Origin of the sequence: uncultured Dechloromonas sp. (assembly GCF_945957265.1) — a bacterium.
Taxonomy (GTDB): domain Bacteria; phylum Pseudomonadota; class Gammaproteobacteria; order Burkholderiales; family Rhodocyclaceae; genus Azonexus.
This window is the reverse complement of the sequence record NZ_CAMFKO010000029.1, coordinates 14,199-30,009: the sequence shown is the minus strand read 5'-3', so window position 1 is coordinate 30,009 and position 15,811 is coordinate 14,199. Positions and strand designations below refer to the sequence as shown.

Sequence of the window (15,811 nt, the reverse complement as noted above, 5' to 3'; positions counted from 1 at the left end):
TCAGCTCGCTATCAGTGGTTGAGGATGCCCGGCGCACGCACCGGCGTCTTGCGCGGGAACAGCTTTTCGAGCCACACGGCGAAGGCCGGCAGCGCGGTCATGGCCATCACCATGTTGACCATGAACATGAAGGCGAGCAGCTTGCCCATGTCGGCCTGGAACTTGAGGTCGGAGAAGGCCCAGGTGGCGACGCCGATGGCCAGCGTGATGGCGGTGAAGATGGTCGCCGTGCCGACTTCGAGGATCGAGTGCTCGAGCGCCTTGACGATGTTCTCGCCCCGCGACAGGTGCAGTTGCAGGCGGTTGTAGATGTAGAAGGCGTAATCGACGCCGATGCCGACGGCAAGCACCATGACCGGCAGCGTGGCGACGGTGAGGCCGATCTGCAGCTCCTTCATGAACCAGTAGCCGATGAAGGTGCCGACGGTGAGCGGCAGGCAGCAGGCGAGCACGGCGCGGAAGTCGCGATAGACCATGGCGACCAGGAAGACGATGGCGGCATAGACGTACATCATCATCGGCCATTCGCTGTGCTCGACCTCGTCGTTGACCGCCGCCAGCACGCCGGCGTTGCCGGACGCCAGGCGGATGGTCACGCCGTCGAGCTTGTTGTCGGCGCGGAAGGCCTTGACCTTGTCGATGACGCGGTTGATGGTCGTCGCCTTGTGGTCGTTGAGGAAGAGGTGCACCGCCGTCATGCTGCAGTCCTTCTTCATGTAGCCGCGCATGCGGCCGATCTCGGTGGCCAGCGCCGCGTAGTTGCCCGGATCGATGGGAATGGCGTTCATCTTCGGGTTGCCTTCGTTGTAGCCCTCATTGTAGGTCCGCAACTGGCCGGAGAAGGAAATGGCCGACAGCACGCCCTCGGTGTTCTGCATGTGCCACACGAAGCGGTCCTGGTAGAGGCCGATGGCGACGTTCTCGCAGGACTCGGGCGCCGCCTCGAAGACGACGGTCAGCCAGTCGAGGCCGGTGTCGTAGGCTTCGGAAATGGCCACCGCGTCGCGGTTGAAGCGGGCTTCGGCGCGCAGTTCCGGGGCGCCGGGCTGCAGGGTGCCGATGACGCGGTCGCTGCTCTGCCACACCGACACGGCGAAGACGGCCGTGGTCAGGGCAATGACGATGGCGGCGTTGCGCGGCTCGGCGACCCGGGCCAGCGTGCGCAGCCAGCGGGCGCGCTTGTCGCGCTTCATCATCGCCGTGTCGGCGTATTCCTTGCTGAAGGTGAAGTAGGACGCAGCGATGGGCAGCATCGCCAGGTTGGTGGTGATCTTGAAGAAGACGCCGAGCGAGGCGGTGATCGCCAGTTCGCGCACCATCGGGATGGGAATCAGGATCAGCGTGATGAAGGACACGAAGGCGGTGACCAGGGCCAGCACGCCAGGAATGAGCAGGCCGGAGAAGCTGGCGCGGGCGGCCTGCTCGGTGGTCTTGCCGTGCGCCAGTTCGCGGACGATGAAGTTGATCTGCTGCACGCCGTGCGAGACGCCGATGGCGAAGACCAGGAAGGGCACAAGCACGGCCAGCGGGTCGAGGCCGAAGCCGAGCAGGCGCAGGGCGCCGAACTGCCAGACCAGCGAGGTGAAGGAGCAGATGATGGGAAGCAGCGTGAAGCGCAGCGAATGGCAGTACCAATACACCGCCCCCGCCGTCAGCAGCAGCGCCACGGCGCAGAATTCGAGCACCGACGAGGCGCCGTCGGCGATGTCGCCGATCTGCTTGGCGAAGCCGATGATCTGGATCTCGAAATCGGCGTCCTCGAACTGCTTGCGCAGGCCTTCCAGCTTGTCGTTGTAGGCGACGTAGTCGATCTTGTTGCCGTCCTTGTCCACCTCGGCCAGTTCGGCGACGATCATGGCGCTGGTCTGGTCGCGCGAGACCAGCGTGCCGACAAAGCCGCCCTGGCTGGCCGAGCGCTGGATGCCGGCGATGATCTCGGAATTCAGCTGTTCCGGCGTCACGGTGCCGGGGATCAGCGGGTCGGCGCGGAAGCCTTCCTCGGTGATCTCATTGACGAAGCTGTTCGGCGTCCACAGCGACTGCACGCCGAGACGGTCGACGCCGGGCAGGTAGATCACCGCCTGGGTCACGTCGTAGAGGCGCTTGAGGCCGGCCTGCGTCCAGATGTTGTCCTTCCTGGCCTTGACCACCACGTTGAGGCGGTTGGCGCCGAGCACGTCGTTGCGGTACTTGTGGAAGGTCTCGATGTATTCGTGGCCGGTCGGCATCTGCTTCTCGAAGCCGGCTTCCATGCGCAGCTGCAGGGCGAAATAACCCATCACCGCGGTAAAGACGGCCAGCCAGATCAGGAAGGGCGTCCGGAATTTGAAGCAGAAGTTCTCCAGACCGGAGAGCATCCGGGTCAGGTACTTGTCGACATCGACGACGCTGAAGAGGTTGAGCATGATGGGCTGTCCTGCGGGGATGATTTGTTCTTATGGTTTGAAACCGGGAGAGGTTGCCCTCCCCCGGCGGCAATCGGTTTAGAAATTGCGCGACACGTAGACACCGAAGAAGTCACGATCCTTGTACGGCTGATCGTAGACCCGCGAACCGCCCCAGAACTTGGCGTAGTTCACGCCCGCCTGCCACTTGGCCGGGTTTTGCGTGAAGCTGACGATGAAGTTGGCCGATTTTGCGCCTTCCATGAACAGGGCGGAGGAATTCGGCGTGCGGCCGCTGACAGCCTGGAAGTAGTAGATCTCCGGCGTGACCTGCCAGCCCGGGATCAGGTTCCCGTCGTAGGTCCAGCTGAAGTCCAGGTTGTAGCCCCAGGACAGCTTGTCGCCGACGGCCTCGGCCGTGTTGCCGAGGTTGTACTCCTGGCCCCAGGCCCAAACGCCGGCACCGACCGGCTCGGTGCCGTAGTACTTCTTCAGCTTGGGGTAGTAGCTGGCCACGCCTTCGATCATGAAGGTCGCCGTCGAGGCGTTGCCCAGCGCTTTCAGGATGCCGCCGTAGTCGCCCGGCGTCATGCTCAGCAGGCCGGTCACGTGCCACTGGAACTTCTTCTCGTCCACCCAGCACTTGCCGCCGTTGGCGGCGCACAGGTCGAGACCCGGATTGAGCGAAACGGCATCCTTCGGACGATAGGACAATTCCGTGCCGATGGCCCAGTCGCCCACCGGGAAGTTGGCCGAAACGCCGTACAGGCGGCGATCTTCGGCGTATTGCCAGGTGAAGGTCGTGGAATTGGGATCGATGGCCAGCTGCGGCGCCTTGTCATGGTAGGCCATGGCGTAGAAGCCGAGGTTGAGCTGGGTGCCCGCAGGCTGCCAGCGCACGGCCGCGCCGTACTGGCCGGAATCCTTGGCCTTGATGCGGTTGATGCCGTAGGTGCTGTCGCCGACGCCGAGGCCGTTGACCTGCGACCAGTAGCTGCCGGTCGGCGGGAAATAGTTGGCGTTCCACGCCGCCTGGTAGTAGGCCTCGACGTTCACGCCGTGGCCGAGGCCGGTGGCGAAGCTGACAATCGGCGCCGGCAGAAAGACTTCCTTCAGCTGCGTGCCGGGCTGCGACAGGCGCATGATGTCCATGGCGTTGGTCTGGTTGATGCCGCCGGGCAGGAACAGGCTCTCGCCCCAGCTGATCACCTGGTTGCCGGCGCGGACGCGGGCGCGCTGCTCGCCGACCGAGAATTCCTTGCTCACCCACAGGTCGAGGACGCGGGTCTTGAACTCCAGGTCGTCGCGCGCATCGTCGGACAGCGACGCGGTGTAGCCGTTGGGGCCGGTCGCCGCGCTGACGTAGCCGGTCGTCTTGGTCGCCGTGAAGTCGCGCAGCCAGCTGATGCGGCCCATGAACTTCCAGTCGTCCGGCATCTTGAGCAGCAGTTCGTGCGTGCCCTTGAGGTAGGTGGTGAAGGCGTCGCCCTTGCCGTAGTTGATGTTGCCCTGGTCGCCGACGCCCTGGTAGGTGGTGTTGCCGTTCGGCGCGCCGTTGCCGGTGGCGCCGGAAACGACCAGGTCGCTCGACGGCCCCTGGGTGCGGACGCCGGTGCCCAGCGAGACGGTCGAATCGAAGCTGCCGGAAATGCTTTCCGTCTCGAAGGTGAAGGCCGAAGCCGCCCCCACGTAGCCGATCAGGATGGACAGAACTGTTTTCTTGAAGATGTTGTGCATGGATTTACCCTCCGTTGTCGTTCTGTCCGATCAGCGTTCGCTGATGGCGCGCAGGTTGTCCGAGGTGTAGTAGCTTTCCTTCAGCTTCGGATCGTTGGCTTCGACGAACCAGCGCATGTCCTTGCCGCCGCCCAGCGAGCTCTGGTCGACCAGGTAGCGGTTGTCGATCAGGTTGTACTGGACGAAAGCCGGGTTGTCGCAGCTGCCCGTCTCGTAGACCGGGATGACGAAGCCTTCGCGCAGCTTCCACAGCTTGCCCTGGGCGTCGTAGTCCTCGGCGACGACGATGGCCCAGCTGTCCTCGTCGATATAGAAGGTACGCTTCGGCGCAACGTGGCGGACGCCGGACTTGACGGTGGCCTCGACCACCCAGACGCGGTGCAGCTCGTAGCGGCGGTTGGCGCTGGCCACGCCGTCATCCTTGGCGACGTCGTTGAACTTGACGTTCGGGTCGTACATGCCGAAGGCGTTGTAGCCGACGATCAGCTCCTTCTTGCCGACGAGCTTCCAGTCGAAGCGCTCGATGGTGCCGTTGAACATGCGCGGCTCGTCCATCGTGTACTGGTTCTCGAAGCCGATCTGCGGCGCATCGTAGGCGTAGGTCGGCATGCGGCGGACGCGGCGCTGGCCCGGGAAGTAGTAGAAGACCTCGTTGGTCTTGTCGAGGAAGTTGGTGATCGCCAGCGACTGCCCGGCCAGCGCGGTCGGCGACTTGTACGAGAAGTAGGTGAAATACTCGACCGGCGGCAGCGAGGACAGCTGGGTCGAACCCTTCTTGCCCCACGGGAAGAAATAGGTCTGCGTCGAGGTGGCGGCGATCCACTCGCTCGAACCGGCGCGCGGCGACAGCGCGGTGTACAGGGTCGGCCACTCGAAACCGACGCCGGCGTACTTCATCTTGGCGTTCCACATCACCTCGGTGCCGGTCTTCGGCAGCGGGAAGGGGATGCCCGGCACGGTGGCTTCCTTCAGGCTCCAGCCGTCGGCGCCCAGCTTGGCGGCGGTGGCGTTCTTCTTGGTGTTGTCGGCGACGAAATCGGGGTTGCCGCAGGTGCGGCGGGACGGATAGACATCCATCTTGTAGCCCTTGGTCTGCTTGATCCACTGCACCTGGCCCGGCGACAGCTGGGCGGCGTACTTGTCGACGTTGCTCGCATCGATCGTGTACTGCGGCTTGTCGCCCTTGTGCTTCCAGGCATCGGCGCGGCTCTTGCCGTAGCTCCAGCCGGAAGCCTGCGGCTCGTTGCCGCCCCAGGCGGGAATGGAACCTTCCTTGTTGGCGCCCTTCTCGGCGCCGACCGGGGTCAGCTCCTTGCCCAGCTTGGCGGCATCAGCGTCGGTTGCAGCCTGCACGGAAAACGACGCGGAAAATACGGCAGCAAGGATCGCTGCGGCCCCGGCCTTCTTGAACTTCATCATTTCAACCTCCTTGGTGGTGAAAAGAGGCCAACCCCTCCGGCCGGCCGCAACCAATGTCACTGGCTGGAGACAGTGTAGAAATCGCCCCACGGTGCCCGTTATCAAAAATCGGCAAGTTTTCTTGATCCAGATCAGAGCGCGCGCGACGCATCTGAAATAGCTCGCTCAGTCCAGCCGGTAGCAAGCCACGATCTGCTGCGTCTGGCGGGCCAGGCCTTCGAGCTGCACGGCCGCCGCCGAGGTGGCCTCGGCGACGCGATCGTTCTGCTGCGACATGTGGGCAATCTGCTCGATGCGCCCGGCGATGGCCGCGCTCGACCGCCCCTGCTCCTGCAAGGCGGCGTCAATATCGGCAACCGTGCGGGTGATCTGCGCGTTGCTGTTGCCGATGCGCTCGATCGCCGCATTGGCGTTGCCGGCCCGATCGACCCCCGCCTCGACCTGGCGCACCGCGTGCTGCATCGCGTCCGCCGTGGCGCGGGTATTGGCGGCCATGACATCGATGGTCGCGCTGATGTCCCGCGTCGACAGCGCCGTGCGTTCGGCCAGCTTGCGCACCTCGTCGGCGACCACCGCGAAGCCGCGCCCCTGCTCGCCGGCGCGCGCCGCCTCGATGGCGGCATTGAGCGCCAGCAGGTTGGTCTGCTCGGCCACGTCCTTGATCACCCCGACGACCCGGGAGATTTCGTGGCTCTGGCGTTCGAGCAGGTCGATCATCTCCGCCGCGTTGCGCACGGTGCCGGCGATGTTGCGGATATCGCCGACCGTCTCCTCGATGGCCTGGCGCCCCGCGCTGGCGACCGAACAGGACTCCAGCGACAACTGGTTGGCCTGGCCGAGCTGGCTGGCGACCTGGCCGATGCTCACGGCCATCTGCTGGATATTGGCGGCGATGTCGGAAGCGGCGTCGCTCTGCTGCGCCGAGGCCCCGGCCAGTTGCCCGGCATGCCGGGAAAGATCGTCCGCCGCGCCGACGACTTCGCCGGCCCGTGCGGAAATTTCCCGCAGACTGTGCTGCGTCTTGCCGGTCAGCGTGTTCAGGTCGCCCGCCAGCAGGCTCAGCTCGTCCTTGCCCGACAAGGCGATGCGCGTCGTGAAATCGAGCTCGCCGGTGATCCGTGTCGTCGCGGTGCGGAATGCGCCGAGGCTGGCGTTGATCTTCCCGATCAGCGGCAGCACAACCAGCAGCAAAAGGATGGGAGCCGCCAGGGTCACCACGCCGGCCACGCGGGTAGCCTGCGTCGCGTTGGCCAGCGAGGTTTCGCCGTATTCCGCCGAGAGGCGGTAATTGAGCTTCAGGTGCTCGGCGATGGCCTGGCTGGCCGCGGCGCTGCTGGCGGCGCCCTGGCTGGCGAAATGGTCGCGCGCCACCGCCTTGTCCTGGCGCGACAGGGCGAAGATATCCTGGGCCACGGCATGGAACTCGCCGAGCGCGCGCTGGTCGGCGAGCCACAGCTGACGGTCGACATCCGACGCCGGATCGAGGTAGCCGCCGTACTGCTTGAGGGCCGCCTCGGCCTTCCGGTTCGCCTGCTCGGCCAGGTTTTCGAGCTGGGTCATCTTCGCCGGGTCGGACTCGACGACATGTTGCAGCAGCGCGATGCGGACGGCAGCCAGCTCCTGCTCGCTGTCGGTCAACAAGCGTATGCTCGGGACGGCCAGATTGATCATCGAGCCCAGGCTGTCGCCGAGCAGGCTGGCCACGTGATAGCCGGCGCCGCCGACGAGCAGCAGGGAAAGGGCCGATAGCAGCGTGATCGCCCACAGACGGAATTTGAGAGTCATGCCGCGCCGCTCAAGCGGCTTCCTGATTGGCGGGCTGGCCAACCCCGTCGGCCGCGCCCCGGGAAGTCAGCGGCCAGAACTGGAAGTAGCTGCCGACCACCACCATCAGCGGGAAGGTCACCGACAGCATGGCCGAGCCCAGCCACAGTTCGAGCGGATAGGTCGGCCCGCCCGAGCTGAGCGGAAACCGGTCCAGCGCCATCTTTTCGTAAAGCTGCAGCATGGCGGCCGCCAGGCCGACGGCCAGCGCGTTGAGCACCAGGCCGCGCCACGGCTGCGGCAGCTTGAGCTGGGGCACGCCCTCGAACATCACCAGCAGGATGAAATAGCCGAATTCGACCGTCACGCAGATGCGCACCATGAACGCCACCATGTCCATGCCCCGCCCGACGAAAACCGCCCACAGGCCGGCCGTGACCGCGACGATCAGAAGCAGCGCGGCGATCCCGAACAACGGCTGCCGGGCCATCGCAGGCACCTTGCCGGCGAGGACGCCGACCGGCCAGAAATCGAACAGGATCAAGCCGAGCAGCGGCACCAGCATGGCAACGGCGAAAGCCAGCGGAATCCAGGCCATGAACAGGCCCTGCGGATCGAGCTCGATCCGGTAGAAAGGCGCCCCGGCCAGGAAGCCGAAATCGAACAGCCAGCCGAACAGGGCATAGGCCAGGCCGTAGGCGGCCAGCAGCAGGGCGACGCCCATCAGCCCGGGATGCCGGATCGCCGGGGCGAACGGCCAGCATTGCAGCGGCACGACCAGGGCCAGCAGCACCTCGACGCTGAAGATCAGGAACATGATCAGGAAAGGCGTCGGCACATCGAGGCCGCCGCCGACCGTCTGCCAGGCGACATAGGCGACGCCGGCGCCGACCAGCGCATTGAGCGCGGTGAAGGCGAGGCCGCGTGCCGGCTGGGGCAGATCGGCCAGCGCCTTCGGATAGTCGCTGTGCCAGACCAGGCTGATGACGATCTGCGTCGGCACCATGGCGACCAGGACGACGGTTCCCCAACCGGTCAGCCATTCCGGGCTGACCTGCAGGCAGACGAAAAGCGAGGCAAAAACCACCCCTGCCGTGGCGATCAGGCCACGGCGCAGACCTTGCAAATTGTTCATGGAAACTCCGGTTAGCGAGCCGATCCGAGCTGGACGGTTTCGAGTTGCTTGAGCAGCCTGACGCGCATGCCGGGAATGTCCTGCGGCACGGAGGCGCGGTAGGCCTTCACGTCGTCGGCGGTGTAGGGTTTGAAGTCGGCGGGGATGCTGCCGCGCCCGATATTGCTCATCACCCAGTTGAGCAGGTCAGCCGTCTCGGCATCGCCGAGTGGCGTGTTCAGGGTGCCCGGCACCTGCGACAGGTAGGCCCGGCCCTCCGGCACGCGCAGGAAATGCCCGACCTCGTCGCGCATGCTGGGGATGCCGTTCTCCGGCGAACCGGTACCGTCGCTCTGGTGGCAGCCCATGCAAAAGAGGCGGTAGTTCTTCTTCGCGGCATCCGCCGCGGCCTCGCCGGCGAGCAGGCCCGACAGGCCGGCCAGCAAAAGGCCGCAGCGGATCAGGGGGGCGATGGCCATGGCCGTCTCCTTGGAAGCGGGAAAGAAATGAAGCGCGGCGCGGCTTACTGGGAAGCCGCCCGCCAGGCGCGCAACTCCTTGGCCGTCGGCTTCTTGGCGCGCGCGGCAGCCAGTTCGTCGGCCGCGATGGCCTGGAAATCGGCGGGCAGGTCGGGCGCATTGAAGGTGCTCAGCACATGGTTGAGCACGGCGGCCAGCTCGCCATCCGACAACTGCTGCCAGGACGGCATCAGGCCTTCGTAGATCACGCCTTTCGACTCCATCTTGCCGGCCAGGCCGGCGATGACGATCCCCGGCAGGTACTTGCGCCCCTCGGCGAACGCCATGCGCTTGCCCAGCGTGCCGGCCAGCGGCGGCGCCAGGCCGAGCGCCCCGGCGCCATCCGGCTGGTGGCAGGCGGCGCAGTTGGCGTCGTAGATCGCCTTGCCATCGTTGGCCCCGGCAAGCCCGGCGACCAGCGCCAGGGTCAGGCTGCACATCAAACGCTTCATGACTGTCCCTCTTCCAGGCCGACGATGATCGACACCGTGCAGTGGTAGTGGCTGCTCTGGTTGGCCATGCACCAGTTGATGTCGTTGTGCACGCCCATGCGGTAGCCCGGCCGTTCGCGGATGTTGGTGTTGCAGAAGCAGCGCCCGCAGGAGGTCTTGCCGCAGCAGTCGTTGTAGCTGACCAGGTAGTCGCGGCCGTCGGCCGGGTTGTGGCAGGTGCCGACCCAGGACACCGCCGACGGCGTCGAACCCGGCGGGCAGGTCGTCATCGTGCCGCCGCAGCAGGAGCACAGGAAGCCGTCGACGCTGCAGTAGCGCCAGTAATCGCAATCGGTATCGGTCGGCTCGCCCTTCTTCTTCGGCGCCCCGTGGCCACCGGCGGCATGGGCGCTGTTGGTGCGGTCGAAAGGCAGCACGGGCAGCGCGAAGGCGCCGGCGACGAGCAGCTTGCTGACGCCGACCAGGAAGCCGCGCCGCGTCGCATTCTGGGCCACCGAACGCGTCCGGCGTTCGGTGAAGCGGTCGAGTAGTTTGAGGAAGTCCATGGCTCAGCTCTTTTCGGGATGGGCTTCGGCGGCCAGCAACTGGCGGTCGATATGTTCCTGCACCGAGGCGATGCCGCTTTCGTAAGCCGTCATCAGGCTTTCGACCTGCTCGCGGGAATTGACCAGGCCCTTGGCGCGGACGAAACCCTTGGCATCGAGCAGCACGCAATACGGCAGCTTGGAAATCTTGTAGGCCATGCCCAGCGGCTGCGACAGCACGTAGGGGAAGTCGGCCAGCTGGTACTTGTCGCGGAAAGTCGCATGCTCGGGGCGGTCTCCGTCGGAGGCCAGCACCACGTTCAGCCAGCTGCTTTCGCGTTGCTGCACGGAACGGATGATGGGCAGCAGCTTCTTGCACACCGGGCAGGTCGGCGACACGAAGAAGAGCAGCGTGCTCCTGGCGGTGGCCGTGCCGATGGTCAGGCCCTGGCCTTCCCAGGTGGTGACTTCGACCGGCGGCGCCAGTTCGCCGACCTTGGGGCCGTGGTCCATCATCAGCGCCCCCATCGGCGCGACACGTTCGTAGAGGATGCCGATCTGGCGGGAAAGAGCCAGGACACAGATGCCGAGGGCGACGACGACGACCCACAGGGCGATTACGGAGAGGGCGAGCGGATCCATCATGATTGCAACTCCTTCAGAAGCGGTTGATTGGCAAGCAGCTGGTTGGCGCTGGCGTAGAGAACCAGCAAGGCCAGGATGGCGCCCGCCACACTGAAATAATCGATAGCGCCGAGGCTGCGCGGCAGCTCGTCGGCGGCGGCCAGCAGCAGCGCGGCACTGAGGAAGAGGTTGCGCCCGACCAGGCCCCACGAGATGCGCTGGCCGCCGGTACCGCAGCCGCATTCGATGCGCCCCATGCCGCGCAGCAGGTTGATCGCCACCGCCCCGGTGACCAGCGCCATGACGGCCAGGCCGAGCAGGACGCCGAGCAGGCGGGTGGTTTCGAGGATCAGCGCCAGGCCGGCCAGCAGTTCGACCGCCGGCAGCACGCGGGCGACCAGCGCCGAGGCCGTGCTGCCGAGCAGGCCGTAGTTCTCGACGGCGTAGCGGAACAGTTCCAGGTCGCGCAATTTGCCCAGCGCGCCGACGATCAGGATGATCCCCATGGCGGCTGCGGCGGCATGGACGACGACCGGGTCGAAAAGGAAAGTGGTCGCGCCCATGTCAGCGCACCTCCAGGAACAGCGGGGTTTCGCCGATGCCCGAGATCGTCCGGGCGAGCGGATAGCCCTTCTGGATCTTGCGGGCGACGATCTCGCCCTTCTCGACGTTCAGCCCGTAGAGCAGCGGCTCCGCACCCTGGCTGGCGACCAGCGAAATCGCGCCGTTCGACGGGATGCGCGCCACCCGCTTCTGGCTGGCGACATCGTAGGCCCAGATTTCCTTGGACGGGTTCTTGTGCGAGCCCTCCTCGCCCTTGTCGTGCATGTTCACGTAGAGGGTGCCGCTGGCCCGGTGCATCGCCGTCACCGCCATGCCGCCCGGCCGCCAGTTGGCCTTGCGGTCGCGGGCATCGAGCAGCGACCACGGCGCGGCAAAGGCCGGCTTGTCGCCGCTCAGCGTGACCTTGTACGCGTTGCCGTAATAGGAAACGAAGTAGCGATCCTCGCCGAGCATTTCCGGATGGACGTAGATCGGGTCCTTGTCCGGGTCGAAGAAGCGCTGGCTGCGCTCGCGGCCGACGGCCTGGCCGACATCGTCCAGCGTCACCGTGAGCAGGGTGCCGTCGCCGCAGATGGTCGAGAAGCGATAACCCTTGTCCCAGCCCTGGATCGACCAGCAGCCCGGCGTCGGGATTTCGGCCACGAACTTCTTGCTGCGCAGGTCGACCACGGTCACCGAGGTGGCCGGCGTGGCGTTCTGCACATACAGGAAACGCCCGTCGGCGCTCGGCACCAGCATGCTGCGATAGGAGACGGCCTGGGCGCGCTTGGCAGGAATGTCGATCTCGGCCTTCAGCTCCAGCGTTGCGGCATCGTGGATTTCGACGACATCGCTGCGCTGGCCGCGGTACAGCCGCGGGTAATAGGTGGTGGCGACGTAGATGGCCTTGCCGTCCGGCGACACCGTGGTCAGTGCGCCGAATCCGGTCATCACCATGCCGAGGAAGCGCGCCGCGCTGCCATCGACCACATGCATGCGGCCATCGGCCATGTGATTGAACACGAAATCGGTGACGTACAGGCGATTGCCGTCCGGCGGCGTCAGCCGTTCGAGCGTGATCTCCTCCTCGGGGAGGGGCGGCGGCCGGTCCTTGCCGGCCTGCGCCATGGCGGCCGCCAGGCAGAGCGGCAGGGCAAGCAGGGCCCGCCGCAGGGAAATGTTGTTCATGTTCTGACCTCTATCGACGCGTTAGGGAGCGTGCCGCCAGTATCCGGCGAGGTCCGTCGCGGGCTGTATCAAGAATCGGCAAAAAGCGCTTCGGGCACCGACAGCGCCCGGTCGGCATGCCGCTTTTCCGATTCTTGATATCTCTCATCCGGCATACCGCCCCAGACTGGCGGCGCCCCGCGCAACCGACCAAGGGAAACCATGCCAGCCATCCGGACCATCCTCCTCCTGCTTCTTGCCACCGGCGTCCATGCGGCCCCGCCGGAACTGAGCATCGGCGCCACGCTGCCCTTGAGCGGGCCGCGCCTGGAACAGGGACAAATGGTCCAGGACGGGCTCCAGGTCGCGCTGATGGAGGCCGGTCCCGCGCTGCGCAAACGCATCCGGCTGGAGCTTATGGACGACGGAGGCGATCCGGCGACCGCCGCCAGGAACGCCGAAAGACTCATAGTCCAAGGCCAGGTCCAGGCCCTGGTCGGCTGCGTCGGCGAGGCGGCATGTGCCGCCGTCGAGGCCGTCGCCCGGCGCCACCAGGTGCCGCTGCTGGGTGCCGTCAATGCCAATGCGGCGGTGTGCCGGGAAAAATCCCTCGCCTTCTGCTTTCACACGCCCTACGCCGCGGAGGCCGAAGCGATCGCCCGCCAGCTCGGGACGCTCGGCGCGCGCAGCGTGCATCTGTGGCTATCGGAGGAGCTGGCCGGCTACGCCCCCGACGTGGCCGCCGTCTTCGAGGCCCACAAGCTGGCGGTTTCCCGGCACCAGCCCGGCAAGGCAGCAGGAACGCCCGCCTTCCCGGGTGCGACCGGCCGGCCGGACGAGGCGCATGTCTTTTTCCTGAACAACGCGGATGCCGTGGCGGCGAGCCGCTCGCTGCGGCAACGGCAACCCGGCGCCCTGGCGGCGGCGTTGTCGACCGTCGAGCCCTTCCGCTGGCTCCAGCAGACCCAGGGCATATCGACCGGAATGCTGGTTGCCCACAGCATGCCCAACCCCGACCTGGCCAAGTCCAGGCTGGCGAAGGCGTACCAGAAGGCTATCTCATCGTTTGCGACGTTCAACCTGCCCTACGAATACAGCCAACTGGAAATCTACCTGGTCGGTCGCCTGCTGACCCAGCTGGCGGAGCGGGGCGTCGCCGACAGGCAGGCCCTCGCCCGGGCCCTGCTCCAGAACGAATATCACATCGACGATTTCACGGTCGCCTTTCCCAACGGCCGGAGAACGCTGTCCGTCCCGGTCGGCCTGAGCGTGGTGAGCCGCAACGGGGTCTTGCTGGAATGACCCCCGGTCGTCCCTAGGAGACGTGGATGCAGGGCGTCTGCGACGGCAGCTCGCCGAACAGCTTGCGGTAATCCTGGGCCAGCTGCGACAGGTGCCAGAAGCCCCAGCGCGCCGCCACGTCGCCGATCGACTCGTGCTGCGGCTCGCGCAGCTTCAGGGCACGGCGGAAGGCGTTGAGGCGGATGGCCTTGAGGTAGTGCTGCGGCGAAATGCCGAACACTTCCTGCGTCGCGTTCTGCAGCGTGCGACGGGTGACACCGATCTCGTCGCAGATGTCGACGATGCTGAGCGCCGACTCCGGCGAGGCATCGAGCAGGGCGCGGAAACGGCGGACGATGCGCTCGCGGTTGGGACACAGCGCATGCACCTCGGGGCCGCGCGCCAAGCGCAGCGTTTCGATGAGCAGGCTGTAGAACTCCTCCTCCAGCTGATGCAGGTTGGAGGGGATCATCAGGAAATCCGCGGCGTTCTGTGCGCAGTCATGGACGCGCTGCAGGAAATCGGTCAGCGGACCGGCGTTGGCCGGCCCGATGGTCTTGGACGAGCGGCGCAGGTCGGCTTCCAGCTCCAGGTAGTCGAGCACCGGGCCGTCGAGGTTGGTGGCCAGGTCGCGCGGCGAGAAGACGGCGGCGACCAGGTCGAAGCGTTCCGGCGTGCGGATCTCGAACTCGGTGCCCGGCTCGAGCAGCGCGGCGGTGCGCGTCGCCATCAGCTCGCCGCAGTGATAGCCGCTCTCGCCCAGGGTGAGCAGCGTGCCGATGGCGTACACGCCCTGCGGCGTGCAGCCCTTCTGCAACAGCACGCGGTTGCTCGTTTCGCGAATCAGCGTGAAGGACGGAAAGCGGATTTCCTGCATCGAGCCGTCGAAACGGCCACCCGACAACTGGTCGTAGCGCTGGTCCCAGTTCTCATAGATCAGCGCCCGCGCCTGGAGGTCGACGTCGCCGTTGTGCAGCGCACGACGCGAAACCAGGCTGGGCCCGGTTGCCGATTCGCAAAGATGGTTCATGTCTGGTCTCCGTCGGGGCGCCTTTTTCGACAAGGTCGCTATTTTACGAATATATTAGCCAATAATACGTATTAGTCAACGAATTACTCTTAGAGAAACCCGATGCCTGCCCATAGCAGGTGAGCAAGGCCCATGCCCGCCCCCGGCCGGCGGCGCAAAACAGCGTCAAGCGACTGATTTCATGGCGATGTGCTGGCGCCGGAAAAAAGGCGACCGGCGTCGCCCTGCCGCATTCCGGTGCGCGCACGCACCAGCGCGGGCATCGCTGCGCTCAGCCGGCCAGAGCGGAGTCCCAGGGCGCGATGGCACCGCCGAAGCGTTCGGCGAGAAAATCCACCAGCAGGCGCAAGGCCAGCGGCTGGTGCTGGCGCGACAGGTAGATGGCATGGATGCCGAGCGTTTCCGGCTCGCAGTCGGGGAGCAGGCGGACCAATCGCCCCTGGCGCAAGGCATCCCCGACATAGTAGGTCGGCAGCATGCCGATGCCCGCCCCGGCCAGCACCGCCCGGCGCAGGACTGCCGTTTCGTTGGTATGGAAACTCCAGCGCACCGGCACCTCCCGCATCTGCCCAGCCTGCCCGAAGCGGTAATGGCGGCCGACCCCGAAGGCATGGGCGATGCAGCGGTGTTCGCCCAGATCGGCCAGCGTGCGCGGCGTGCCGTGGCGCGCCAGGTAGTCCGGTGATGCGCACAGCAGCGAGCGGCAGACCGCCAGCGGCCGGGCGATCATCGCCGGATCGAGCGCATTGGTGATGCGCACCGCCAGATCGACGCGCTCGGCGACCAGGTCGGTCGCCTTGTCGGACACCGACAGCACGATCTCGACCTGCTCGTGCCGGCGCTGGAAGTCGACCAGGGCGGCCGTCAGCTGGGCATCGGCAAAGGAACTGGCGGTCGTCACCCGCAACACCCCGGCCGGGGTGCGGCTGCGGGCGGCAGCCAGATGCTGCACGTCCTCGGCGATTTCCAGCAGCTGCCGGCAAGCCGGCAGGGCCGCCACACCGGCCTCGGTCAGGCTGACCTTGCGCGTCGTGCGGTGCAGCAGGCGGGCGTCGAACCAGGCCTCGACCGCCGCCAGGTAGCGGCTGACCATCGCCGCCGACATGTCCAGCCGGTCGGCCGCCTGGGTCAGGCTGCCGCGATCGACCACTTCGACAAACACACGTACCGCCGTCAGCCTGTCCATTTCACCGATCCATGCAATAAATATTCAACCGATACGGACTTTATCAACCATTCCGCAAAACCTAAAGT

General features: G+C 66.1%; 14 protein-coding genes. 1 reads left to right on the top strand and 13 read right to left on the bottom strand.

From position 1 onward, the window contains the following. Window positions 1–11: 11 nt before the first annotated feature. The 11 genes from Q0P59_RS14540 to Q0P59_RS14490 form a co-directional block, all read right to left on the bottom strand. Window positions 12–2,405 carry an MMPL family transporter gene (locus Q0P59_RS14540; protein WP_295007508.1) on the bottom strand — a complete coding sequence of 798 codons (2,394 nt, stop codon included), beginning with the start codon at window positions 2,403–2,405 and terminating at the stop codon, window positions 12–14. Window positions 2,406–2,483: 78 nt separating this feature from the next. Further along, window positions 2,484–4,121: a DUF1302 domain-containing protein gene (locus tag Q0P59_RS14535; RefSeq protein ID WP_295007506.1), complete on the bottom strand. Its 1,638-nt coding sequence runs from the start codon at window positions 4,119–4,121 to the stop codon at window positions 2,484–2,486. 30 nt (window positions 4,122–4,151) lie between these two features. After that, entirely contained in the window at window positions 4,152–5,540 is a 1,389-nt protein-coding gene (locus tag Q0P59_RS14530) for a DUF1329 domain-containing protein (RefSeq protein ID WP_295007505.1), read from the bottom strand. Window positions 5,541–5,705: 165 nt separating this feature from the next. Next, window positions 5,706–7,325 carry a methyl-accepting chemotaxis protein gene (locus Q0P59_RS14525; protein ID WP_295007503.1) on the bottom strand — a complete coding sequence of 540 codons (1,620 nt, stop codon included), beginning with the start codon at window positions 7,323–7,325 and terminating at the stop codon, window positions 5,706–5,708. A gap of 10 nt (window positions 7,326–7,335) precedes the next feature. Further along, window positions 7,336–8,439, bottom strand: a complete 1,104-nt coding sequence (locus tag Q0P59_RS14520; RefSeq protein WP_295007501.1) for a hypothetical protein — start codon at window positions 8,437–8,439, stop codon at window positions 7,336–7,338. A gap of 11 nt (window positions 8,440–8,450) precedes the next feature. Further along, the gene (locus Q0P59_RS14515) at window positions 8,451–8,897 is read right to left on the bottom strand and encodes a hypothetical protein (RefSeq protein ID WP_295007499.1); all 447 of its coding nucleotides are present in this window, start codon (window positions 8,895–8,897) and stop codon (window positions 8,451–8,453) included. A gap of 44 nt (window positions 8,898–8,941) precedes the next feature. After that, entirely contained in the window at window positions 8,942–9,388 is a 447-nt protein-coding gene (locus Q0P59_RS14510) for a cytochrome c (protein WP_295007496.1), read from the bottom strand. Next, window positions 9,385–9,933 (bottom strand): methylamine dehydrogenase light chain, encoded by a 549-nt coding sequence (locus Q0P59_RS14505; RefSeq protein ID WP_295007494.1) that lies wholly within the window; start codon window positions 9,931–9,933, stop codon window positions 9,385–9,387. The genes Q0P59_RS14510 and Q0P59_RS14505 overlap by 4 nt, the downstream gene beginning before the upstream one ends. Window positions 9,934–9,936: 3 nt before the next feature. Continuing rightward, window positions 9,937–10,557: a methylamine dehydrogenase accessory protein MauD gene (gene mauD, locus Q0P59_RS14500; RefSeq protein WP_295007492.1), complete on the bottom strand. Its 621-nt coding sequence runs from the start codon at window positions 10,555–10,557 to the stop codon at window positions 9,937–9,939. Continuing rightward, entirely contained in the window at window positions 10,554–11,099 is a 546-nt protein-coding gene (locus Q0P59_RS14495; protein WP_295007490.1) for a MauE/DoxX family redox-associated membrane protein, read from the bottom strand. Before Q0P59_RS14495 ends, mauD begins: the two co-directional genes overlap by 4 nt. Window position 11,100: 1 nt before the next feature. Next, on the bottom strand, window positions 11,101–12,267 hold the full coding sequence (locus Q0P59_RS14490) for an amine dehydrogenase large subunit (protein WP_295007488.1): 1,167 nt from the start codon (window positions 12,265–12,267) through the stop codon (window positions 11,101–11,103). A 201-nt stretch (window positions 12,268–12,468) separates the two neighbouring features. Here Q0P59_RS14490 and Q0P59_RS14485 point away from each other — a divergent pair, with 201 nt between their 5' ends. Further along, a complete protein-coding gene (locus Q0P59_RS14485; RefSeq protein WP_295007485.1) occupies window positions 12,469–13,548 on the top strand; it encodes an ABC transporter substrate-binding protein in 1,080 nt (359 codons plus the stop codon). Between the two features lie 13 nt (window positions 13,549–13,561). Here the strand turns inward: Q0P59_RS14485 and Q0P59_RS14480 are convergent, their stop codons facing one another. Together Q0P59_RS14480 and Q0P59_RS14475 are read right to left on the bottom strand one after the other, a co-directional pair. Further along, window positions 13,562–14,557, bottom strand: coding sequence for a helix-turn-helix domain-containing protein (locus tag Q0P59_RS14480; protein WP_295007483.1), 996 nt, complete (start codon window positions 14,555–14,557; stop codon window positions 13,562–13,564). A 271-nt stretch (window positions 14,558–14,828) separates the two neighbouring features. Then, window positions 14,829–15,743, bottom strand: coding sequence for a LysR family transcriptional regulator (locus Q0P59_RS14475; protein ID WP_295007481.1), 915 nt, complete (start codon window positions 15,741–15,743; stop codon window positions 14,829–14,831). Window positions 15,744–15,811: the final 68 nt, after the last annotated feature.

What these genes read in the sequence shown, in the direction of transcription:
- Q0P59_RS14485 (WP_295007485.1), top strand. Translation starts at nt 12,469, where the DNA reads ATGCCAGCCATCCGGACCATCCTCCTCCTGCTTCTTGCCACCGGCGTC.
- Q0P59_RS14515 (WP_295007499.1), bottom strand. Translation starts at nt 8,897, where the DNA reads ATGGCCATCGCCCCCCTGATCCGCTGCGGCCTTTTGCTGGCCGGCCTG.
- Q0P59_RS14510 (WP_295007496.1), bottom strand. Translation starts at nt 9,388, where the DNA reads ATGAAGCGTTTGATGTGCAGCCTGACCCTGGCGCTGGTCGCCGGGCTT.
- Q0P59_RS14525 (WP_295007503.1), bottom strand. Translation starts at nt 7,325, where the DNA reads ATGACTCTCAAATTCCGTCTGTGGGCGATCACGCTGCTATCGGCCCTT.
- mauD (WP_295007492.1), bottom strand. Translation starts at nt 10,557, where the DNA reads ATGATGGATCCGCTCGCCCTCTCCGTAATCGCCCTGTGGGTCGTCGTC.
- Q0P59_RS14475 (WP_295007481.1), bottom strand. Translation starts at nt 15,743, where the DNA reads ATGGACAGGCTGACGGCGGTACGTGTGTTTGTCGAAGTGGTCGATCGC.
- Q0P59_RS14490 (WP_295007488.1), bottom strand. Translation starts at nt 12,267, where the DNA reads ATGAACAACATTTCCCTGCGGCGGGCCCTGCTTGCCCTGCCGCTCTGC.
- Q0P59_RS14530 (WP_295007505.1), bottom strand. Translation starts at nt 5,540, where the DNA reads ATGATGAAGTTCAAGAAGGCCGGGGCCGCAGCGATCCTTGCTGCCGTA.
- Q0P59_RS14535 (WP_295007506.1), bottom strand. Translation starts at nt 4,121, where the DNA reads ATGCACAACATCTTCAAGAAAACAGTTCTGTCCATCCTGATCGGCTAC.
- Q0P59_RS14480 (WP_295007483.1), bottom strand. Translation starts at nt 14,557, where the DNA reads ATGAACCATCTTTGCGAATCGGCAACCGGGCCCAGCCTGGTTTCGCGT.
- Q0P59_RS14505 (WP_295007494.1), bottom strand. Translation starts at nt 9,933, where the DNA reads ATGGACTTCCTCAAACTACTCGACCGCTTCACCGAACGCCGGACGCGT.
- Q0P59_RS14520 (WP_295007501.1), bottom strand. Translation starts at nt 8,439, where the DNA reads ATGAACAATTTGCAAGGTCTGCGCCGTGGCCTGATCGCCACGGCAGGG.
- Q0P59_RS14540 (WP_295007508.1), bottom strand. Translation starts at nt 2,405, where the DNA reads ATGCTCAACCTCTTCAGCGTCGTCGATGTCGACAAGTACCTGACCCGG.
- Q0P59_RS14495 (WP_295007490.1), bottom strand. Translation starts at nt 11,099, where the DNA reads ATGGGCGCGACCACTTTCCTTTTCGACCCGGTCGTCGTCCATGCCGCC.